A 15,046-nucleotide genomic window follows, 5' to 3' on the forward strand; every position below is an offset into this window, starting at 1 on the left:
TAGGACAGCAGGCCCCGTGGGGCAATTGCAAGACAGGGGCTTATTGACCCAGCTTCAACTCAGCCACATAGCGTTCCAGATCGCGATCCTGAGAGATATCGGCCACGGTATAGAGTTCCGCCAAGGTGGTCGACGCCAACGGCACGTTCGACGTGACCGATCCGCTGGGCCCGACGGGCCCGTAATGATCGCCATTCATGGCAAAATAGATCGCTCCGGATTCGCCCACCCGCAATGTGGGTGGTTCTTCCGTCGCAGGCACATCATAGCTGTCGCCGGCGTTCATCACGCCTTCGAAGATCGAACTGCCATCCGCCGCAGTGACGCGCACCCAGGCCGGGCGTACCGCCACGATGCGCAATTCCGGCGGGAAATCTTCAAGCACCTGGGGTGTCACCGAAGGCGGGATCTCACTCGTGTCTTCGGCCAGCAACACGGTGGTGTCGCTGTCACGATCGGCCTGCGGCACTCCGTTGTTCAACGCCCCCACGCGGGACGGGTCCAGCGTCGAAATAGGCGCATCACGGGCCACCATAACCGGCACATCCAGCGCCTCGGGGCGATAAAGGCGATCAAGACCATCGGTGGCCGGTGCCTGGAACGCCGTTACCGTTTCGATGTCGATCACGTCTTCGTTCTGAACACTCATCCCGGCCAGAGGATCAAGATCCGCCAGAACGTCGGGCGTGTTCTCCACCGGGGCCAGTTGCACCTGTTGCACTTCGTTGAGAACGCTGTAGCCGCCATAGCCAATCGCGCCGATCAGCGCGATCAGGACGGCAACAGACCCAATCGCACCCGGTTCGATCCGCGCAAGGAAGCTTTCCGAGGCTGGCAGGAACGGGGTGTTGGGGGCCATCAGGGGATCGGCATCACGCGCCTTGCGGCGAATGGGATCATCCGCCTTGCGGATCGACGAGGCTTCGGCCGACATGCCATGGGCAATCGAAAAGCCGCTTTCCACGCAGAACGAGCGGAACGCCTTGTCCGGGTCCATGTTCAGGTAGCGTGCGTAAGAGCGGACATAGCCCGGAATAAACCCAGGTGTATCAAAGGCATCCGGGTCAGAGTTCTCAATCGCGGCGATATAGCTGGCCTTGATACGCAGCTCTCGTTCGACGTCGAGAAGGGATTTGCCAAGCGTCGCGCGCTCTCCGCGCATCACATCTCCAAGGCGCAGGTCGAAATCGTCGAACCCTTTGGGTTCAACCTCTTCGATCGCTTCCTTGCGCTTGGATAGACGCCCAATCATCCCGTTTGCCTCTGTTACGCACCGTTAGCCCGAATACACAACGCCCGAATGTCCCGATTCGGAAACTAGCTCTTTGTTTCGGCTAACCTAACATATCGCAAGGTTTTTTGCACCTGTTGAAGCGCTTTCAGCGTTTATGCGCTCAACTCGGCCCGGTTCAGGGCACAATGGCTCCAAAGCTCGTCCATGGCGCGCACCAGGTGGTCCATTTCCTTGGGCCCGTGCACCGGGCTGGGCGTAAAGCGAAGCCGCTCTGTACCACGCGGCACGGTGGGATAATTGATCGGCTGCACATAGATGCCATAGCCGTCCAGCATCATGTCGCTCAACTTCTTGGTATGCACCGGGTCCCCCACGATCACCGGCACGATATGGCTGCCATGATCAATCAGCGGCAGGCCCAGACCCTTCAGCCGTGTCTTCAGAATCTTCGCTTGCGTCTGGTGTTGCTCGCGCAATTCCGGGTTCCGCTTGAGATGCGCCACGCTCGCTGCGGCCCCTGCTGCCACAGCGGGCGGAAGCGACGTTGTAAAGATGAATCCCGGCGCGTAAGACCTTATGGCATCACACATTTTCGCCGATGCGGCGATATAGCCACCCATCACGCCATAGGCTTTGGCAAGGGTGCCGTTGATGATGTCCAGACGATGCATCAGGCGATCACGCTCGGCCACACCGGCCCCGCGCGGGCCATACATGCCTACCGCATGAACCTCGTCGATATAAGTCAGTGCGCCGAATTCGTCGGCCAGATCGCAGATCGCTTCGATCGGGCCGAAATCGCCATCCATCGAGTAGATCGATTCAAAGGCAATCACCTTGGGCACGTCCGGATCATCGGCGGCCAGAAGCTCGCGCAGATGCTCGACATCGTTGTGACGGAAAATCCGCTTGGCCCCGCCGTTGCGGCGCACCCCTTCGATCATCGACGCATGGTTCAGCGCGTCCGAATAAATGATCAGGCCCGGGAACAGTTTCGGCAAAGTGCTTAAAGTTGCATCATTTGCGATATATGCGCTGGTGAACAACAGCGCGCTTTCCTTGCCGTGCAGATCGGCCAGTTCGGCTTCAAGCCGCTTGTGATAAACGGTTGTGCCCGAAATGTTGCGCGTCCCGCCCGACCCTGCACCGGTCGCGTCCAGCGCCTCGTGCATCGCGGCCAGAACATCGGGATGCTGACCCATGCCAAGATAGTCATTGCCACACCACACGGTGATCGGCATTTCGCTACCATCTGGCTTGCGCCATGTTGCATGGGGAAACTGACCCTTTTGACGCTCAATATCGATAAAGGTGCGGTAACGCCCTTCGTCGTGCAGCCTGGCAATCGCTTGATCCAGCTTGGCAGTATAGTCCACGTGTATCCCCTCCTTGGCAGACTTGCCCGGGTTCCGGGGCAAATCCCGTCGCTTACGCGACGTTTTGGCGTCCTTGATGCATATATTAAATGCACCTCTTGTCGCCAAGCTACAATTTGCCACGCCCGGACTCTTTGACATTGATCAAGTGGCTGGACAGTACGGCGTTCCCTGCTACGGTCGGCCACGATTTTGCCCCCAAAAGACGAGGCTTCCGCGATGTCCCTTGATGCCATTCTTGCCCAAATCGACAATGATCTGCCCCATGCGCTTGAGCGGTTGAAAGGGCTGCTGCGAATCCCGTCGATTTCGACGGATCCGGCCTATGATGATCGCTGTCAGGAGGCTGCCGACTGGCTGATCACCGACCTGCAAAGCCTTGGTGTAAAAGCGGAAAAACGCATGACACCGGGTCAACCGATGGTCGTGGGGCATATGGAGGGCGACGGCCCGCATCTGCTGTTTTATGGCCACTATGATGTGCAGCCGGTCGATCCGCTTGACCTGTGGAACACCGATCCCTTCGATCCACAGATCGAAGACACCCCGCATGGGCAGGTGATCCGCGGTCGCGGGTCTTCCGATGACAAGGGCCAGCTGATGACCTTTGTCGAAGCCTGCCGTGCCTACAAGGCAGTGACCGGCACCCTGCCCTGTCGCATCACGTTTTTCTTCGAGGGCGAAGAGGAATCAGGCTCGCCCTCCCTTATCCCGTTCATGAAAGAAAATGCCGAGGAACTGAGCGCCGATATCGCGCTGATCTGTGACACCTCGATGGTTTCTCCCGGTGTGCCCTCGATCGCCTCGCAACTGCGCGGAATGCTGAAGGATGAGTTCACCCTGCATGGCCCCCGGATTGACCTGCATTCGGGTCATTACGGCGGCCCTGCCCTGAACCCGCTGCGCGAAATCTCTCACATCATCGCGTCGTTCCACGATGATCAGGGGCGCGTCGCCGTCGAGGGGTTTTATGACGGGGTGCACGAGGTCCCCGAGGACCAGCTGCGCCAATGGGATGGCTGCGGGTTTGATGAAGAAACCTACCTCAACTCTGTCGGGATGACCCAGGCCCATGGCGAAGCAGGCTATTCGGCATTGGTACAGCAATGGGCGCGCCCGACACTTGAAATCAACGGGCTCTGGGGCGGCTATCAGGGGGCGGGCACCAAAACCGTGATCCCGGCCGAGGCGCATTGCAAAATGACCTGCCGTTTGGTGGGCGACATGGACCCGGATGCCTTGCGGGTGAAGATTCGCAAACATGTCGAAGATCGCCTGCCAACGGACGCCCGGGTGACGTGGAACAACAGCCTCGACGGGTCGGCAGCGGCGGTGATGAACACCGAGCGCCCTGAATTCGGGCTGGCCCGCGCGGCGTTGAGTGATGAATGGAACCGCGAGGCGGTTCTGGCAGGCATGGGCGGGTCGATCCCCATTGCGGGGTTCTTCAAGGATATTCTGGGCCTCGACTCGATGCTGATCGGTTTTGCCAATGACGATGACGCCATCCACAGCCCGAATGAGAAATACAATGTAGAAAGCTTTCACAAAGGCACCCGCAGCTGGGCGCGTATTCTGGACAGGCTGGCGCGTGGTTAACCGGGGTTTTCGCGTATTTGGGGAACAATGAAAGGGTTCACGCATCACTCACAGGATCTGAACGAATGCCGCGTCAGCTGGTCGATGGGCGGCGATGGCCCGCCTTTGCTGGTGTTGCACGGATTCCCCCAGACGCGGGCCATGTGGGCGCGAATCGCCCCGGAACTGGCAAAAACGCACACGGTGATCGCGCCCGACCTGCGCGGATATGGTGACAGCGGCACACCCGAGGGCGTGGAGAATTACAGTTTTCGCGCAATAGGCAAGGACCTGTTGGCTCTGATGACCCATCTGGGGTTCGATCAATTCGCGCTGGCTGGCCATGACCGCGGCGCGCGGGTGGCACATCGCCTGACACTGGATGCGCCCGAACGGGTCACCCGTCTGTGCCTGATGGATATCGTCCCCACGCACACCTTGCTATCCGAGTTGCGTCAGGACGTGGCAACCGATTATTACCATTGGTTTTTTCTGGCTCAGCCAACGCCTTTCCCCGAAACCCTGATTGGCCATGACCCGGATGCCTATTATCAATCCTGCCTTCTGGGCTGGGGCGGGGCCACGCTGGAGGATTTCGAGGCGGATCAGTTACAGGCCTATCGCCGCGCCTGGCGGCAGCCCCAAACGATCCGGGCGATGTGCGACGATTATCGCGCCGCGCTGGTCCATGACATGGAGCACGACACCGCCGATCTCGGTGCGCGCATCCCCTGCCCCACGCTGATCCTTTACGGTGCCGATGGTGTGATGGCAAAGGCCTATGATGTGGCCGCAACATGGGCCGGGAAATGCACAGATATGACAACGCAGGCCATTCCCGGCGGGCATTTCTTTCCTGATACAAACCCGACAGCAACTCACACTGCCCTACAGCGATTTTTCAGCTGAACCGCTCAGTCAGTTCGGCAAGAAACACATCCGGCCCCATGCCAAGCACGAAGCCGATCACCATACCACAGGCGAAAGGCAGGCGGTGCGGCTGTGTTCTGATCCGCATCGCAGCCCGCCCAATCTTGAATGCAAAGAAAAGCATTGTAATCGCGATGCCCACCGTGAGGGCACCCATCACACCATTTTCATAAGGGAGCAATACCGGCGAGCGATCCACCCAGGCCTGCACGGCGTTCATATCCAGCAGCAGTCTGCTCACGACAAACATCAAAGCGGCACCAAAAACAAAACGCAGCACGCCCGACGAGGCGCGGACCTTGTTTTGACTTGGCGCGGCATTGCCTTCTTCTGCAATCCCGACATGCATGACGATCTCCCCGCCCGATGCTTCAATCCGCTTCAATCGTTCCGCAAAACTCGCCTGTGTCATACCCATCTCCAGCTTAAAAGGCAGTATGGGTTCGAAAAATGGCCACAACTTGACGTTGATCTGAAAAAACAGAGGGGACGGGACGCCGCCAATCACCCGCCGGACATAGCCCTTCGATCATGGTAACGTCTATTGTGATGTAAGGAAAAAAATGGCGCGGTTGACGGGGCTCGAACCCGCGACCCCCGGCGTGACAGGCCGGTACTCTAACCAACTGAGCTACAACCGCGCGTGAGGGGCTGATTAATCCAGCCCGGCGCGCCCGTCAATGGGCAAATCGTGAAACCTCTGAAAGAAGTTGACCCGCGGAGGGCACAATCAGAAAGTTCACCCGATCACAGTCCTCTTTACCGGCAAGGCGGGTCGTTTGAATGGGCCCTAGTGGTAATCCGACAGGGCCGCCCGCACCAGATCAAGACCGCCCAACCGATGAAACAGCTTCAGCAACTCCGCACGTTGATCCGCATCCTCGCTTTCAACGATCCATTCCAGCAGAAAGGGGATGTCTTGCGGTTTCAGGGCCCGGCGCTCTCCTCTCAAAAGGCGATCCTGAATGTCGACCAACAGACCTTCACGCCGCGCATTGAGATACGTCTGGTTCTTTTGCATACTTAACTCAACCGTTACCCTGATCATAAATTCTATAATTGACGTGGGGGCAGCAACGTCAATATAAATGACTCACAGTCCGTAATTTAGGATAACCGTACCAGTGACCGACTTTCATTATCGCCTCAAAGCTCTGATTCAGGATTCGGAGTATGACTACAAAAGCCTCTCCCTGAAAATCGGACAGGGCGAGCGGTACATCTCGAATCTTCTCTCGAACCAGAGTGATCCGGGGTATTCCAGCGTCGTTAAAATCTGCTCGGCCCTGGGGTTGACGCCCAACCAGATTGCCGGGCTCGACGATCAGATCACCCTGGCAGGAACCGAGGCGGATACGCGGGTCGTGTCTGCCCATGCCGAACGTATCCTGACAGCCGTCACCAAAGAGGCCCACCGCAAGCTGGCCAGTCGCGGCGCACAGCCCCTGCTGGACGATGTTCTGACCTGGTGGCATCAGCAAGGTGGCATACTGGCCAATTTCGATGCCTTGTCCGAACATGTCGATCTCTACCGCGCACCGCGCCCGGATGCGCGCCTGCCCGATCCCTATAAGATCGGCGAGCAAAGCCTGGCGACACGCTCATTCGGCATCAACTCGGCCGAACATCTGCGCCATCTCTTTACCACGTTCGAATCCAAGCTAAGCGAGAGCGTCACCCTGGCCCATGTCGAGACCACCAAGGGCGATCCACAACTCTCCATTCAGGAAATCGACGTCACCCTGCCCGGTCACACGTTTCCGCTGCGCTTCACCTACAAACGGCTGTTGCTGCCGGTAAAAGACACGCAGGGCAACGGGTATGTTCTGAATTACTCACAAGCTCTCGAGTGAGTGCGCATAGTAATCCATCATATGCTGCAAATGGGGCTCTGACAGCGCCACCAGCCATTCGGCATCACCCCGCCCCGGCGGGGGTGGATCGGCCCATTTCGCAACGCCCGGCAACTGGATCGAAAACCCGTAAGACGTGGAAAACCCGGCCCTGACGTCGCGGTCGCGCATCATCGCATAGGTCCAGTCGACCTTCCATTTCGTGGCAATGCAGGTGTGCAGCAGGAACATGAAATACCGCAGTTTCTGCCGGGAACCGCGATGCTCGGGATGCACGAACAACTCCCCGATATAGGCAAGGCGGCCGTGAAAACCCGGCGGCAGCGCATCCGTGAATTCCAGCAGGGTCTCACCACTGTCATGGGGGTAATGGCGGCGCATGGTGCGGATCATGTAATCCCCCATGCTCTCGCGCCCCACATTGTCATATCGCGTCGCCACGGCAGTGACGTATTCGCCGCGCTGCTTCATGAACAACCAAAAGCCGCTCTCTTCGGTGAAGTCATTGAATTTGGAGGACAGTTTTGCCGTCTGACTGTCTTTGCCCATGGCCTCGGTCAGCTCTTCGGCCTGGCGGAAATCGGTTATCATTTCCACTTCGCAGTCTTTTTGGGCCAGCGCGTTAATGCACGCGCCACCGACTTTAATCAAATCCAGGGAAGTCCCCATATTTCTGCCCTAGCTATCGCCTTCACCTGCCCGCAAAACAATACGGATCACTTAACGAAACAGACTTCACCCCACGCCGCGCGCTTCGATCCCTTTTATGGGACACCTACATGCCTGCTGAGATGCTGTCCGCTTTAGACCAGTTCAGGTCAAAAGCAAAATGGTGCTTTCGAGGCAAAAACGAGGCAGGAGAAAGTCGAACACCATCAATGCAACGGATCATCGCGGATCAGGCTGGTTTGTTGCGGCTGGGTAAATGGTGGGTCGTGAGAGGCTCGAACTCCCGACATCTTCGGTGTAAACGAAGCGCTCTACCCACCTAGCCAGTTCTGCGTGCATATCAACGCACCTTGCCCGCTGTCACCACCCGCATTAGAAAACGTCTAATGTCTGTTGACCCACCCGTCCTATCTGTGAAGTAACGTTGTCCGAGTGCAGCGGTGGCTCAGCGATAGGGGTAAGGGGGGAACGTGTCTTCTAGTAAGCATAGATAGGAGTGAGTAAAAGTATCCCATTTTTTCTTGCTAGCCAATCCAAGCCTATTTCGGTGGAATGTCAGCCCCCGTCAGCTGAAAGTGGAGACTTAATGAGTTACTGGTGGTGCTGGGTATCTTCCTAACTGAAAGTTAGGCTTTAGTGCTCACGGCCCATATCTCCCAGCTTTTTAGCTCTGAAACCCAGGCTGGGTGTAAGGAGCTGGTGGTTAGGGCGGGATGTCGGCAGGACCGTCCCCGGCTTGCGGCATAATCCGAGGAGCATATTTTATGATTAGACTTGCGCTAATGTACGGTCGAAGAATCGAAACAGACTGGTATTATTTAAAACTACTTTCAGCGGTTCCAATTTTTCTCTTTTGTACGGTTTCGCTTTCTTTTTTTGTTAGCAGCAGTGCTTTTTGGGACAGGTTAATCGGTATATTTTCAAGCATGCTTTTTCTATTTCTAGCCAGATTGGTTTATCTGCATGCAAAGGATAATCGTTTACCTGCCTTTTCGGAAGACCGCGCTCCTATAGCTGTAGTCTTTATGGGTTGGTATCTTGCCGCTTTATTTATTAGCGCTTTGGCTGCTCCCTTTGCAGCAGATAGCATAACAAATACCGAGCTCTCCAGAACAGCCAGTCCCGGATCATATCTTGGGAGCATCATTTTTGTTCAAGTGATGGCGCTTACAGCTGTTGCTGATTTTCTTGATGTCAAACGTGAAGGAAAGAAACCGTGACTGTGGCAAACCAGAGCGATACAAATACGGGCCCGATTGTTCTAACTGGAGAAGTTCTTGATTTTCTGGGAGGTTATCTCTCAACACCTCATCCTTCGATAGCTCGCGCGTTACCACATCTTGGTCCTATTTCACTCATGCCGAGCTTTTATTCTAATTTGATTCAGAAAATTGATGAGACAGGTGACCTGCCCCCCGAAACTTCCCTCGTTCTGATGTAGAGTTTGCTCAACCTTATGAAGAAGCAAACAAATGCGAAAGAGCCGTTTTACCGAGGCACAGATATCGGGATGATCAAGGAACAGGAAGCCGGGATTTCAAGGCATCGGCACGCTTGCTGAACGATCTGGACATCGCTCTGTCATCCCTTCGCACCGTTGACTACCATTTGCCGCTGGATCTTTTGTTCACTGTGGCCATAGCCTGTATCTCCATTGTTTGGAGATATCTTCAGCGTCTAAGTACAGCGAAGGCGCAACGGACACGTAAACACAAGGTTTACATGGATTGTGCAAACTTCTTGAGTGACTGATATTGCGCAGAAGAAATGGTGGGTCGTGAGAGGCTCGAACTCCCGACATCTTCGGTGTAAACGAAGCGCTCTACCAACTGAGCTAACGACCCGTGCCGTGCGGTTTACCCAAGCCGGGCGCGCGACGCAAGAGGCGAAATCACTCTGCTTTGTCGTCGTCGCGCAGGGCGGCTTCCCGGCCCTCCTCCAGAAGGTAGACGCAGGCCTGTTCATTGGGCAGCGCGCCCATCTCGGCCCGGCGCAACCCGCGGATCAATCCACGCAAAACCTGCCCCAGCAACCCGTGTGCCACTATCACGCTGGGCTCCGTCAGATCGTCAAGAAAGGCGGCGATCCGCCCTTCAAATGCCTCGAACCCTTCGCCACCGGGGGCCGCCAGAAACAGTTCAAGCGCCGAGATATCTGCGGGCAGCGTGGCGGCGTGATCACGGATCACATCATCGCGCAGCAATCCCTGCCAATCGCCGGCATGGGCTTCGGCAAGGCGATCATCGTTTTGGAACGGCAGGCCGCCCAATGCAATCTGCGCCGTTTGCTGTGCGCGGCCCAGAGGCGAAACAAAACAGGGCGGGCGCTGTTGCAGAATGGGCCGCATGATCCGGGCCTGTGCATGGGCATGTTGCACGCCAAGGGGCGTCAGCTCTGATTCAAGCTGTCCCTGTATGCGTCGCTCGGCATTCCAGTAGGTCTGGCCATGGCGGAGGAACCAGATCTTGGGCCAATTCTTCGCGCCGCTCATGTCGCGGTTTCGCTCACGCAGGTCTCGCGGCCCTGATCAATCACATAAAGGCACCCCTGCCCCCGCGGCAAAGCCTCCATCGCCGCACGGCTCAAGCCACAGGCCAGGCCACGCAGCATGAGGCTTGTCACGCCATGGGTGATGGCCACGGTCGGGCCACTCAGATCGTTCAAAAACGCCCGGCACCGTGCCTCCAGATCGTCATAGCGCTCGCCACCCGGTGCCGATGTAAACAGGTCGAACTCGTTCGTGATGCCCCCCTCACCCCCGAATTCGGCAAACAGATCGTCGCGGGTGCGCCCTTCCCAGTCCCCGGCCGATACCTCTTGCAGACGCGCATTCAGTTTGATGGCCAGCGGCAACCCCCGCAATGCAATCGTCGCGGTCGCGCGGGCACGCCCCAAAGGGCTGCACAGCACACGAACAGAGCCGGATTTCACTTCGGGCAGGCCCTGCAAAAGGCGGCCCTGTGTTGCGGCTTGCGCACGGCCCGTTTCAGTTAACGCGGAATCCTGACGGCCCTGCACGCGGCCCTCGATATTCCAGGCCGTCTCGCCATGGCGCAGAATGATCAGTTTAGGCAGATCCATGCCCGCACCTTTGGGTCAAAAGCAGGAAGATGGTGGGTGATAAGAGATTCGAACTCCTGACATCTTCGATGTGAACGAAGCGCTCTACCACTGAGCTAATCACCCGGCCTCGCGGGTTTTAGCGTCACTCGGCAGCGGCTGCAACCGTGTCTTTAGGCCCCATGCCACCCCCGCCTGTGCGTTTGCTTTGGCGGATTTTGGCAACGATAATCCGTGCGTTGGGGGTTTCCTTGGTGCGGTTCAGTTTCAGCTTGCCCATGGGTTGCAGATTGAACTCGCGCCCATCGGCCAGGGCCTCGCCCAGAACCTCAAGCATGGCCTCGACGACAGGCTTGGCATCTTTCTTCTTGATCCCCGATTTATCCACCACCTTTTGCAGCAACTCCTGCTTTTTCAGCTCCGGTTCGCTCAACACTTCGCTGGCGCCCCCCGCAGATGTGGCAGGTCGCAGCGATGTTGCCGGTTTGGCGGGAGGGGGCGGAATCTTGGATCGGAGTTCGGCACTGCTTGCCTTGGGCGCGGCGCGGGTCGCTCCGGACGTTGCTGTTGCGGCGCGGCTTTTGGCTGTGCCGCGCTTTACCGCAGGATTTTTTGCCGAAGTGGAGCGAGTGGATTTGGTAGGGGCCTTTGCCATGATCTGCCTCTGGATTGTTTCTCGTTTTGCAACAGCATACGGGGTTATCCCCGCGCAAACCACCCATATGTTGACGAAACACCAATAAAACAGGTAAACAGGCAACAGTGATTTAGCTGTATTGGGGGACAGTTTTGAAACAATTACTTGCGGCGTCGTGCCTTGCGACGGCCATTGCCACCGCCCCTGTCTCTGCCGGAAGTCTGGATGATCCGGTTGTCGAGGCAGATCTTGTCATCGCCGAAGCCGAACGTGATTCTGCCAAAGAAGATGGTTTGATCGTCATGGTTGCGCTGATGCTTCTGGCTGCGACGGCAGGCGGCGCTTTTTAAGCCGCTCAGGTGAATAACACAAAACGCTATCGGGACCGCTACAAGGTGTTGAATGCCGTTCCGGGCCGCCGCTTATTCAACAGCCTGAACCGCAATATGTAAAAAGGCCGCCCCGTCCGGGCGGCCTTTGCTGTTCTCAAACGCGGGGCGTGTGATCAATGCGCGGTGGCGCCGTCCCCGGTTCCGGACTTGGCCGCCAGCGCCGCAGCCGCCGCTTCCTCGGCCGCTTCATCCCATTCGATGGCCTCGGGCTTGCTGACCAGCGCATGTTCCAGCACCTCGGTGACGTGGCTGACAGGGATGATCTTGAGCCCCTCTTTCACGTTATCGGGAATCTCGGCCAGGTCCTTCTCGTTCTCTTCAGGAATAAGAACGGTCTTGATCCCGCCACGCAGCGCCGCCAGCAGCTTTTCTTTCAGGCCACCAATCGGCATGGCATTCCCACGCAACGAAACCTCGCCCGTCATGGCAATGTCCTTGCGCACCGGAATTCCCGTCAGCACCGACACGATCGACGTCACCATGGCCAGACCGGCCGACGGACCATCCTTGGGCGTGGCCCCGTCGGGGACGTGCACGTGGATGTCGATCTTGTCGAACTTCGTTGGCTTCACCCCGATCTGCGGGCTGACCGAACGCACGTAAGACGAGGCCGCATCAATCGACTCCTTCATCACGTCGCCCAGCTTGCCGGTGGTCTTCATCCGCCCCTTACCCGGCAGGCGCAATGCTTCGATGTTCAGCAATTCACCACCCACCGACGTATAGGCCAGCCCGGTCACCACGCCCACCTGATCGGCATCTTCGGCCAGACCATAGCGGAACTTTTTCACGCCTAGGAAATCATTCAGATTGTCATCCGTCACCTCGATGGTGTCGGCTTCTTTCTTGATGATCATGGTCACCGCCTTGCGCGCCACCTTGGCGATCTCACGCTCAAGGTTCCGCACCCCCGCCTCGCGGGTATAGTGGCGGATCATGCCGGTCAGCGCCTCGTCAGACAGCGTGAACTCACCCTTCTTCAGACCGTGGTTCTTGATCTGCTTGGCAATCAGATGCTGTTTGGCGATCTCGCGCTTTTCGTCCTCGGTATAGCCTGCCAGCGGGATGATCTCCATCCGATCCAGCAACGGCCCGGGCATGTTGTAGCTGTTGGCCGTGGTCAGGAACATCACGTCGCTGAGGTCATATTCGACCTCCAGATAGTGATCCACAAAGGTGGAATTCTGTTCCGGGTCAAGCACTTCCAACATGGCGCTGGCCGGGTCACCCCGGAAATCCTGCCCCATCTTGTCGATCTCATCCAACAGGATCAGCGGGTTCGTCGTCTTGGCCTTTTTCAGCGACTGGATGATCTTGCCAGGCATCGACCCGATATAGGTCCGACGGTGGCCGCGGATCTCAGATTCGTCCCGCACACCGCCCAGCGAGATGCGAATAAACTCGCGCCCCGTCGCCTTGGCAACGGACTTCCCGAGGCTGGTTTTACCCACACCCGGAGGGCCGACAAGGCACAGAATCGGACCTTTCAGCTTTTTGGACCGCTGTTGCACGGCGAGGTATTCGACGATCCGCTCTTTGACCTTTTCCAAACCGTAATGGTCTTTGTCCAAGATGGTCTCGGCGCGGTGCAGGTCTTTCTTGACGCGAGATTTCTTGCCCCAGGGCAGGCCCAGCATCCAGTCCAGATAGTTGCGCACGACGGTGGCCTCGGCCGACATCGGGCTCATGTTTTTCAGCTTTTTCAGCTCGGCCTCGGCCTTTTCCTTGGCCTCTTTGCTCAGCTTGGTGTTGGCCACCTTCGCTTCAAGCTCGGCCAATTCGCCTTCGCCATCCTCGCCATCGCCCAATTCCTTCTGAATGGCCTTCATCTGCTCATTCAGATAGTATTCGCGCTGGGTGCGTTCCATCTGGGATTTGACGCGGGTTTTGATCTTTTTCTCGACCTGCAGAACGCTCATTTCGCCCTGCATCAGGCCATAAACCTTCTCAAGCCGCTCAGACACGCTCAGCGTTTCCAGAAGGTCCTGTTTCTGGCCCACTTCGATGCCCAGATGCCCGGCCACCAGATCGGCCAGCTTGGCGGATTCGGTGGATTCCGACACAGCGGTAAGCGCCTCTTCAGGAATGTTTTTCTTGACCTTGGCGTAACGTTCAAACTCGGTCGTGACCGTTCGCAGCAGCGCCTCGATCGTCGCCGCATCGCCCGGCATTTCGCTCAGCGGCTCGGCGCTGGCTTCAAAGAAGTCGGGATTTTCAAGATAGTGGGTGATGCGCACCCGGCGCACCCCTTCGACCAGCACTTTGACGGTGCCGTCGGGCAGTTTCAGCAGTTGCAGCACATTGGCCAACACGCCGGCGTCGTAGATGCCATCGCTTTCGGGATCGTCATCACCCGGGTCAATCTGGCTGGACAGCAGAATTTGCTTATCGTCCTGCATCACCTCTTCAAGGGCGCGGACCGATTTCTCACGCCCCACGAACAGCGGCACAATCATGTGCGGGAACACCACGATATCGCGCAGCGGCAATACCGGGTACGAGGCGTTTAAAGGTTCTTGCATGCTCATTTTCCTGTTTTAGCAAGACAACACTGGCCCCGCTTGGCGGCAGCCTTCGGTCATCTCCGTTTCCGTAAACGAGTATCTGGGGCTCTCATGGCCCCCTTTCAACAGCGTTGCTGGTCACAATGCCTTGCGCTGCCCGCAGGGGCAAGGCGCAATTGGCAGCAATTGGCATCGGTTTTGCGTCAATTGTGTCTAACTCAGCAACAGAACCGCAAATACCGTCACACAACCCCAACCCAGCGCGAAAAGTGTAATATTAAGCAGCATAATTAATCCCCTCATCAAATGCCGATGAGTATACGTCGAATCCTTAACACCGCCTATAGAGGTTTTCCTTACCTCCTAAATTTTTAGCTGTTCGTACCATTTGACTTTAGGATTTCTGGCGCGCCGGATTTTGTCGGCGGCCTCGCTGAACAACCAGGAGACCAGCCAGTACAATCGAATGAACAGTCGCCAAGATTAAACTAAACGGTATCGACATGACCTTCCAAGCATCACCAACCCGCCGTTGGATATATGCTTCCTGTTCTGGTGTGCCCTCAAGTGGCCAAATACCGTCAGGATCAAGTCCCAAAGACCTTCCAATAAGGTCCATTTCAATTTCATACACCAGCAATAGGCCAATCATTGTCGCCAAGAACACACCAGCAAAATTGAAGGCTAGTGCCAGGGTTATACGGCGAAGTAGCCCGGCGGCGCTGAGCCAACCAAGCACCACCGTCGGCACCACCACCAACATAATAATCGTGAAAATAAATGCGAACATTGTCGGTGCTCCTTGTCATGGAC

15 protein-coding genes and 3 tRNA genes are annotated in these 15,046 nt (G+C 57.1%); 5 read left to right on the plus strand and 13 right to left on the minus strand.

Features of this window, described 5'->3' with window-relative positions:
• Window positions 1-40 precede the first annotated feature (40 nt).
• Together V6N02_RS05455 and hemA are read right to left on the minus strand one after the other, a co-directional pair.
• The gene (locus V6N02_RS05455) at window positions 41-1,252 is read right to left on the minus strand and encodes a helix-turn-helix domain-containing protein (protein ID WP_371224478.1); all 1,212 of its coding nucleotides are present in this window, start codon (window positions 1,250-1,252) and stop codon (window positions 41-43) included.
• Window positions 1,253-1,386: 134 nt separating this feature from the next.
• Window positions 1,387-2,610, minus strand: coding sequence for a 5-aminolevulinate synthase (gene hemA, locus V6N02_RS05460; protein WP_371224479.1), 1,224 nt, complete (start codon window positions 2,608-2,610; stop codon window positions 1,387-1,389).
• Between the two features lie 219 nt (window positions 2,611-2,829).
• Between hemA and V6N02_RS05465 the strand changes: the two genes are divergently transcribed.
• Both V6N02_RS05465 and V6N02_RS05470 read left to right on the plus strand, forming a co-directional pair.
• Window positions 2,830-4,209, plus strand: coding sequence for a M20/M25/M40 family metallo-hydrolase (locus V6N02_RS05465; RefSeq protein WP_371224481.1), 1,380 nt, complete (start codon window positions 2,830-2,832; stop codon window positions 4,207-4,209).
• A 27-nt stretch (window positions 4,210-4,236) separates the two neighbouring features.
• Entirely contained in the window at window positions 4,237-5,097 is an 861-nt protein-coding gene (locus V6N02_RS05470; protein WP_371224482.1) for an alpha/beta fold hydrolase, read from the plus strand.
• On the opposite strand, the gene V6N02_RS05475 is transcribed toward V6N02_RS05470, so the two are convergent.
• From V6N02_RS05475 to V6N02_RS05485, 3 genes are all read right to left on the minus strand, one after another.
• A complete protein-coding gene (locus V6N02_RS05475; RefSeq protein ID WP_371224484.1) occupies window positions 5,090-5,626 on the minus strand; it encodes a hypothetical protein in 537 nt (178 codons plus the stop codon). The genes V6N02_RS05470 and V6N02_RS05475 overlap by 8 nt on opposite strands.
• A 56-nt stretch (window positions 5,627-5,682) precedes the next feature.
• Window positions 5,683-5,759, minus strand: a tRNA-Asp gene (locus tag V6N02_RS05480).
• A gap of 149 nt (window positions 5,760-5,908) precedes the next feature.
• Complete coding sequence (locus V6N02_RS05485; RefSeq protein WP_371224485.1) at window positions 5,909-6,139, minus strand: hypothetical protein; 231 nt, start codon at window positions 6,137-6,139, stop codon at window positions 5,909-5,911.
• A gap of 103 nt (window positions 6,140-6,242) precedes the next feature.
• On the opposite strand from V6N02_RS05485, the gene V6N02_RS05490 reads away from it, so the two are divergent.
• Window positions 6,243-6,971 carry a helix-turn-helix domain-containing protein gene (locus V6N02_RS05490; RefSeq protein ID WP_371224486.1) on the plus strand — a complete coding sequence of 243 codons (729 nt, stop codon included), beginning with the start codon at window positions 6,243-6,245 and terminating at the stop codon, window positions 6,969-6,971.
• On the opposite strand, the gene V6N02_RS05495 is transcribed toward V6N02_RS05490, so the two are convergent.
• The gene (locus V6N02_RS05495; RefSeq protein ID WP_371224487.1) at window positions 6,954-7,568 is read right to left on the minus strand and encodes a hypothetical protein; all 615 of its coding nucleotides are present in this window, start codon (window positions 7,566-7,568) and stop codon (window positions 6,954-6,956) included. The genes V6N02_RS05490 and V6N02_RS05495 overlap by 18 nt on opposite strands.
• 836 nt (window positions 7,569-8,404) lie before the next feature.
• Between V6N02_RS05495 and V6N02_RS05500 the strand changes: the two genes are divergently transcribed.
• Window positions 8,405-8,860: a hypothetical protein gene (locus V6N02_RS05500; RefSeq protein WP_371224488.1), complete on the plus strand. Its 456-nt coding sequence runs from the start codon at window positions 8,405-8,407 to the stop codon at window positions 8,858-8,860.
• Window positions 8,861-9,408: 548 nt separating this feature from the next.
• On the opposite strand, the gene V6N02_RS05505 is transcribed toward V6N02_RS05500, so the two are convergent.
• From V6N02_RS05505 to V6N02_RS05525, 5 genes are all read right to left on the minus strand, one after another.
• Window positions 9,409-9,484 (minus strand) — tRNA-Val (locus tag V6N02_RS05505).
• Window positions 9,485-9,531: 47 nt separating this feature from the next.
• Window positions 9,532-10,131 carry a histidine phosphatase family protein gene (locus V6N02_RS05510; RefSeq protein WP_371224489.1) on the minus strand — a complete coding sequence of 200 codons (600 nt, stop codon included), beginning with the start codon at window positions 10,129-10,131 and terminating at the stop codon, window positions 9,532-9,534.
• Complete coding sequence (locus V6N02_RS05515; protein ID WP_371224490.1) at window positions 10,128-10,721, minus strand: histidine phosphatase family protein; 594 nt, start codon at window positions 10,719-10,721, stop codon at window positions 10,128-10,130. Before V6N02_RS05515 ends, V6N02_RS05510 begins: the two co-directional genes overlap by 4 nt.
• A gap of 30 nt (window positions 10,722-10,751) precedes the next feature.
• Window positions 10,752-10,826, minus strand: a tRNA-Val gene (locus V6N02_RS05520).
• A 19-nt stretch (window positions 10,827-10,845) separates the two neighbouring features.
• Window positions 10,846-11,355 carry an HU family DNA-binding protein gene (locus V6N02_RS05525; RefSeq protein ID WP_371224491.1) on the minus strand — a complete coding sequence of 170 codons (510 nt, stop codon included), beginning with the start codon at window positions 11,353-11,355 and terminating at the stop codon, window positions 10,846-10,848.
• A gap of 134 nt (window positions 11,356-11,489) precedes the next feature.
• Between V6N02_RS05525 and V6N02_RS05530 the strand changes: the two genes are divergently transcribed.
• The gene (locus V6N02_RS05530; protein WP_371224492.1) at window positions 11,490-11,687 is read left to right on the plus strand and encodes a hypothetical protein; all 198 of its coding nucleotides are present in this window, start codon (window positions 11,490-11,492) and stop codon (window positions 11,685-11,687) included.
• Between the two features lie 155 nt (window positions 11,688-11,842).
• Here the strand turns inward: V6N02_RS05530 and lon are convergent, their stop codons facing one another.
• The gene (gene lon / locus V6N02_RS05535) at window positions 11,843-14,251 is read right to left on the minus strand and encodes an endopeptidase La (protein ID WP_371224493.1); all 2,409 of its coding nucleotides are present in this window, start codon (window positions 14,249-14,251) and stop codon (window positions 11,843-11,845) included.
• A 376-nt stretch (window positions 14,252-14,627) separates the two neighbouring features.
• Complete coding sequence (locus V6N02_RS05540) at window positions 14,628-15,023, minus strand: hypothetical protein (protein WP_371224494.1); 396 nt, start codon at window positions 15,021-15,023, stop codon at window positions 14,628-14,630.
• Between the last annotated feature and the right edge of the window lie 23 nt (window positions 15,024-15,046).

Origin of the sequence: Roseovarius conchicola, assembly GCF_041403425.1 — a bacterium.
GTDB classification, from domain to species: domain Bacteria; phylum Pseudomonadota; class Alphaproteobacteria; order Rhodobacterales; family Rhodobacteraceae; genus Roseovarius; species Roseovarius conchicola.

Coding starts and splice junctions, on each gene's coding strand:
- V6N02_RS05515 (WP_371224490.1), bottom strand. CDS start 10,721: ATGGATCTGCCTAAACTGATCATTCTGCGCCATGGCGAGACGGCCTGG.
- V6N02_RS05525 (WP_371224491.1), bottom strand. CDS start 11,355: ATGGCAAAGGCCCCTACCAAATCCACTCGCTCCACTTCGGCAAAAAAT.
- V6N02_RS05470 (WP_371224482.1), top strand. CDS start 4,237: ATGAAAGGGTTCACGCATCACTCACAGGATCTGAACGAATGCCGCGTC.
- V6N02_RS05510 (WP_371224489.1), bottom strand. CDS start 10,131: ATGAGCGGCGCGAAGAATTGGCCCAAGATCTGGTTCCTCCGCCATGGC.
- V6N02_RS05455 (WP_371224478.1), bottom strand. CDS start 1,252: ATGATTGGGCGTCTATCCAAGCGCAAGGAAGCGATCGAAGAGGTTGAA.
- V6N02_RS05465 (WP_371224481.1), top strand. CDS start 2,830: ATGTCCCTTGATGCCATTCTTGCCCAAATCGACAATGATCTGCCCCAT.
- V6N02_RS05485 (WP_371224485.1), bottom strand. CDS start 6,139: ATGCAAAAGAACCAGACGTATCTCAATGCGCGGCGTGAAGGTCTGTTG.
- V6N02_RS05540 (WP_371224494.1), bottom strand. CDS start 15,023: ATGTTCGCATTTATTTTCACGATTATTATGTTGGTGGTGGTGCCGACG.
- V6N02_RS05500 (WP_371224488.1), top strand. CDS start 8,405: ATGATTAGACTTGCGCTAATGTACGGTCGAAGAATCGAAACAGACTGG.
- lon (WP_371224493.1), bottom strand. CDS start 14,251: ATGCAAGAACCTTTAAACGCCTCGTACCCGGTATTGCCGCTGCGCGAT.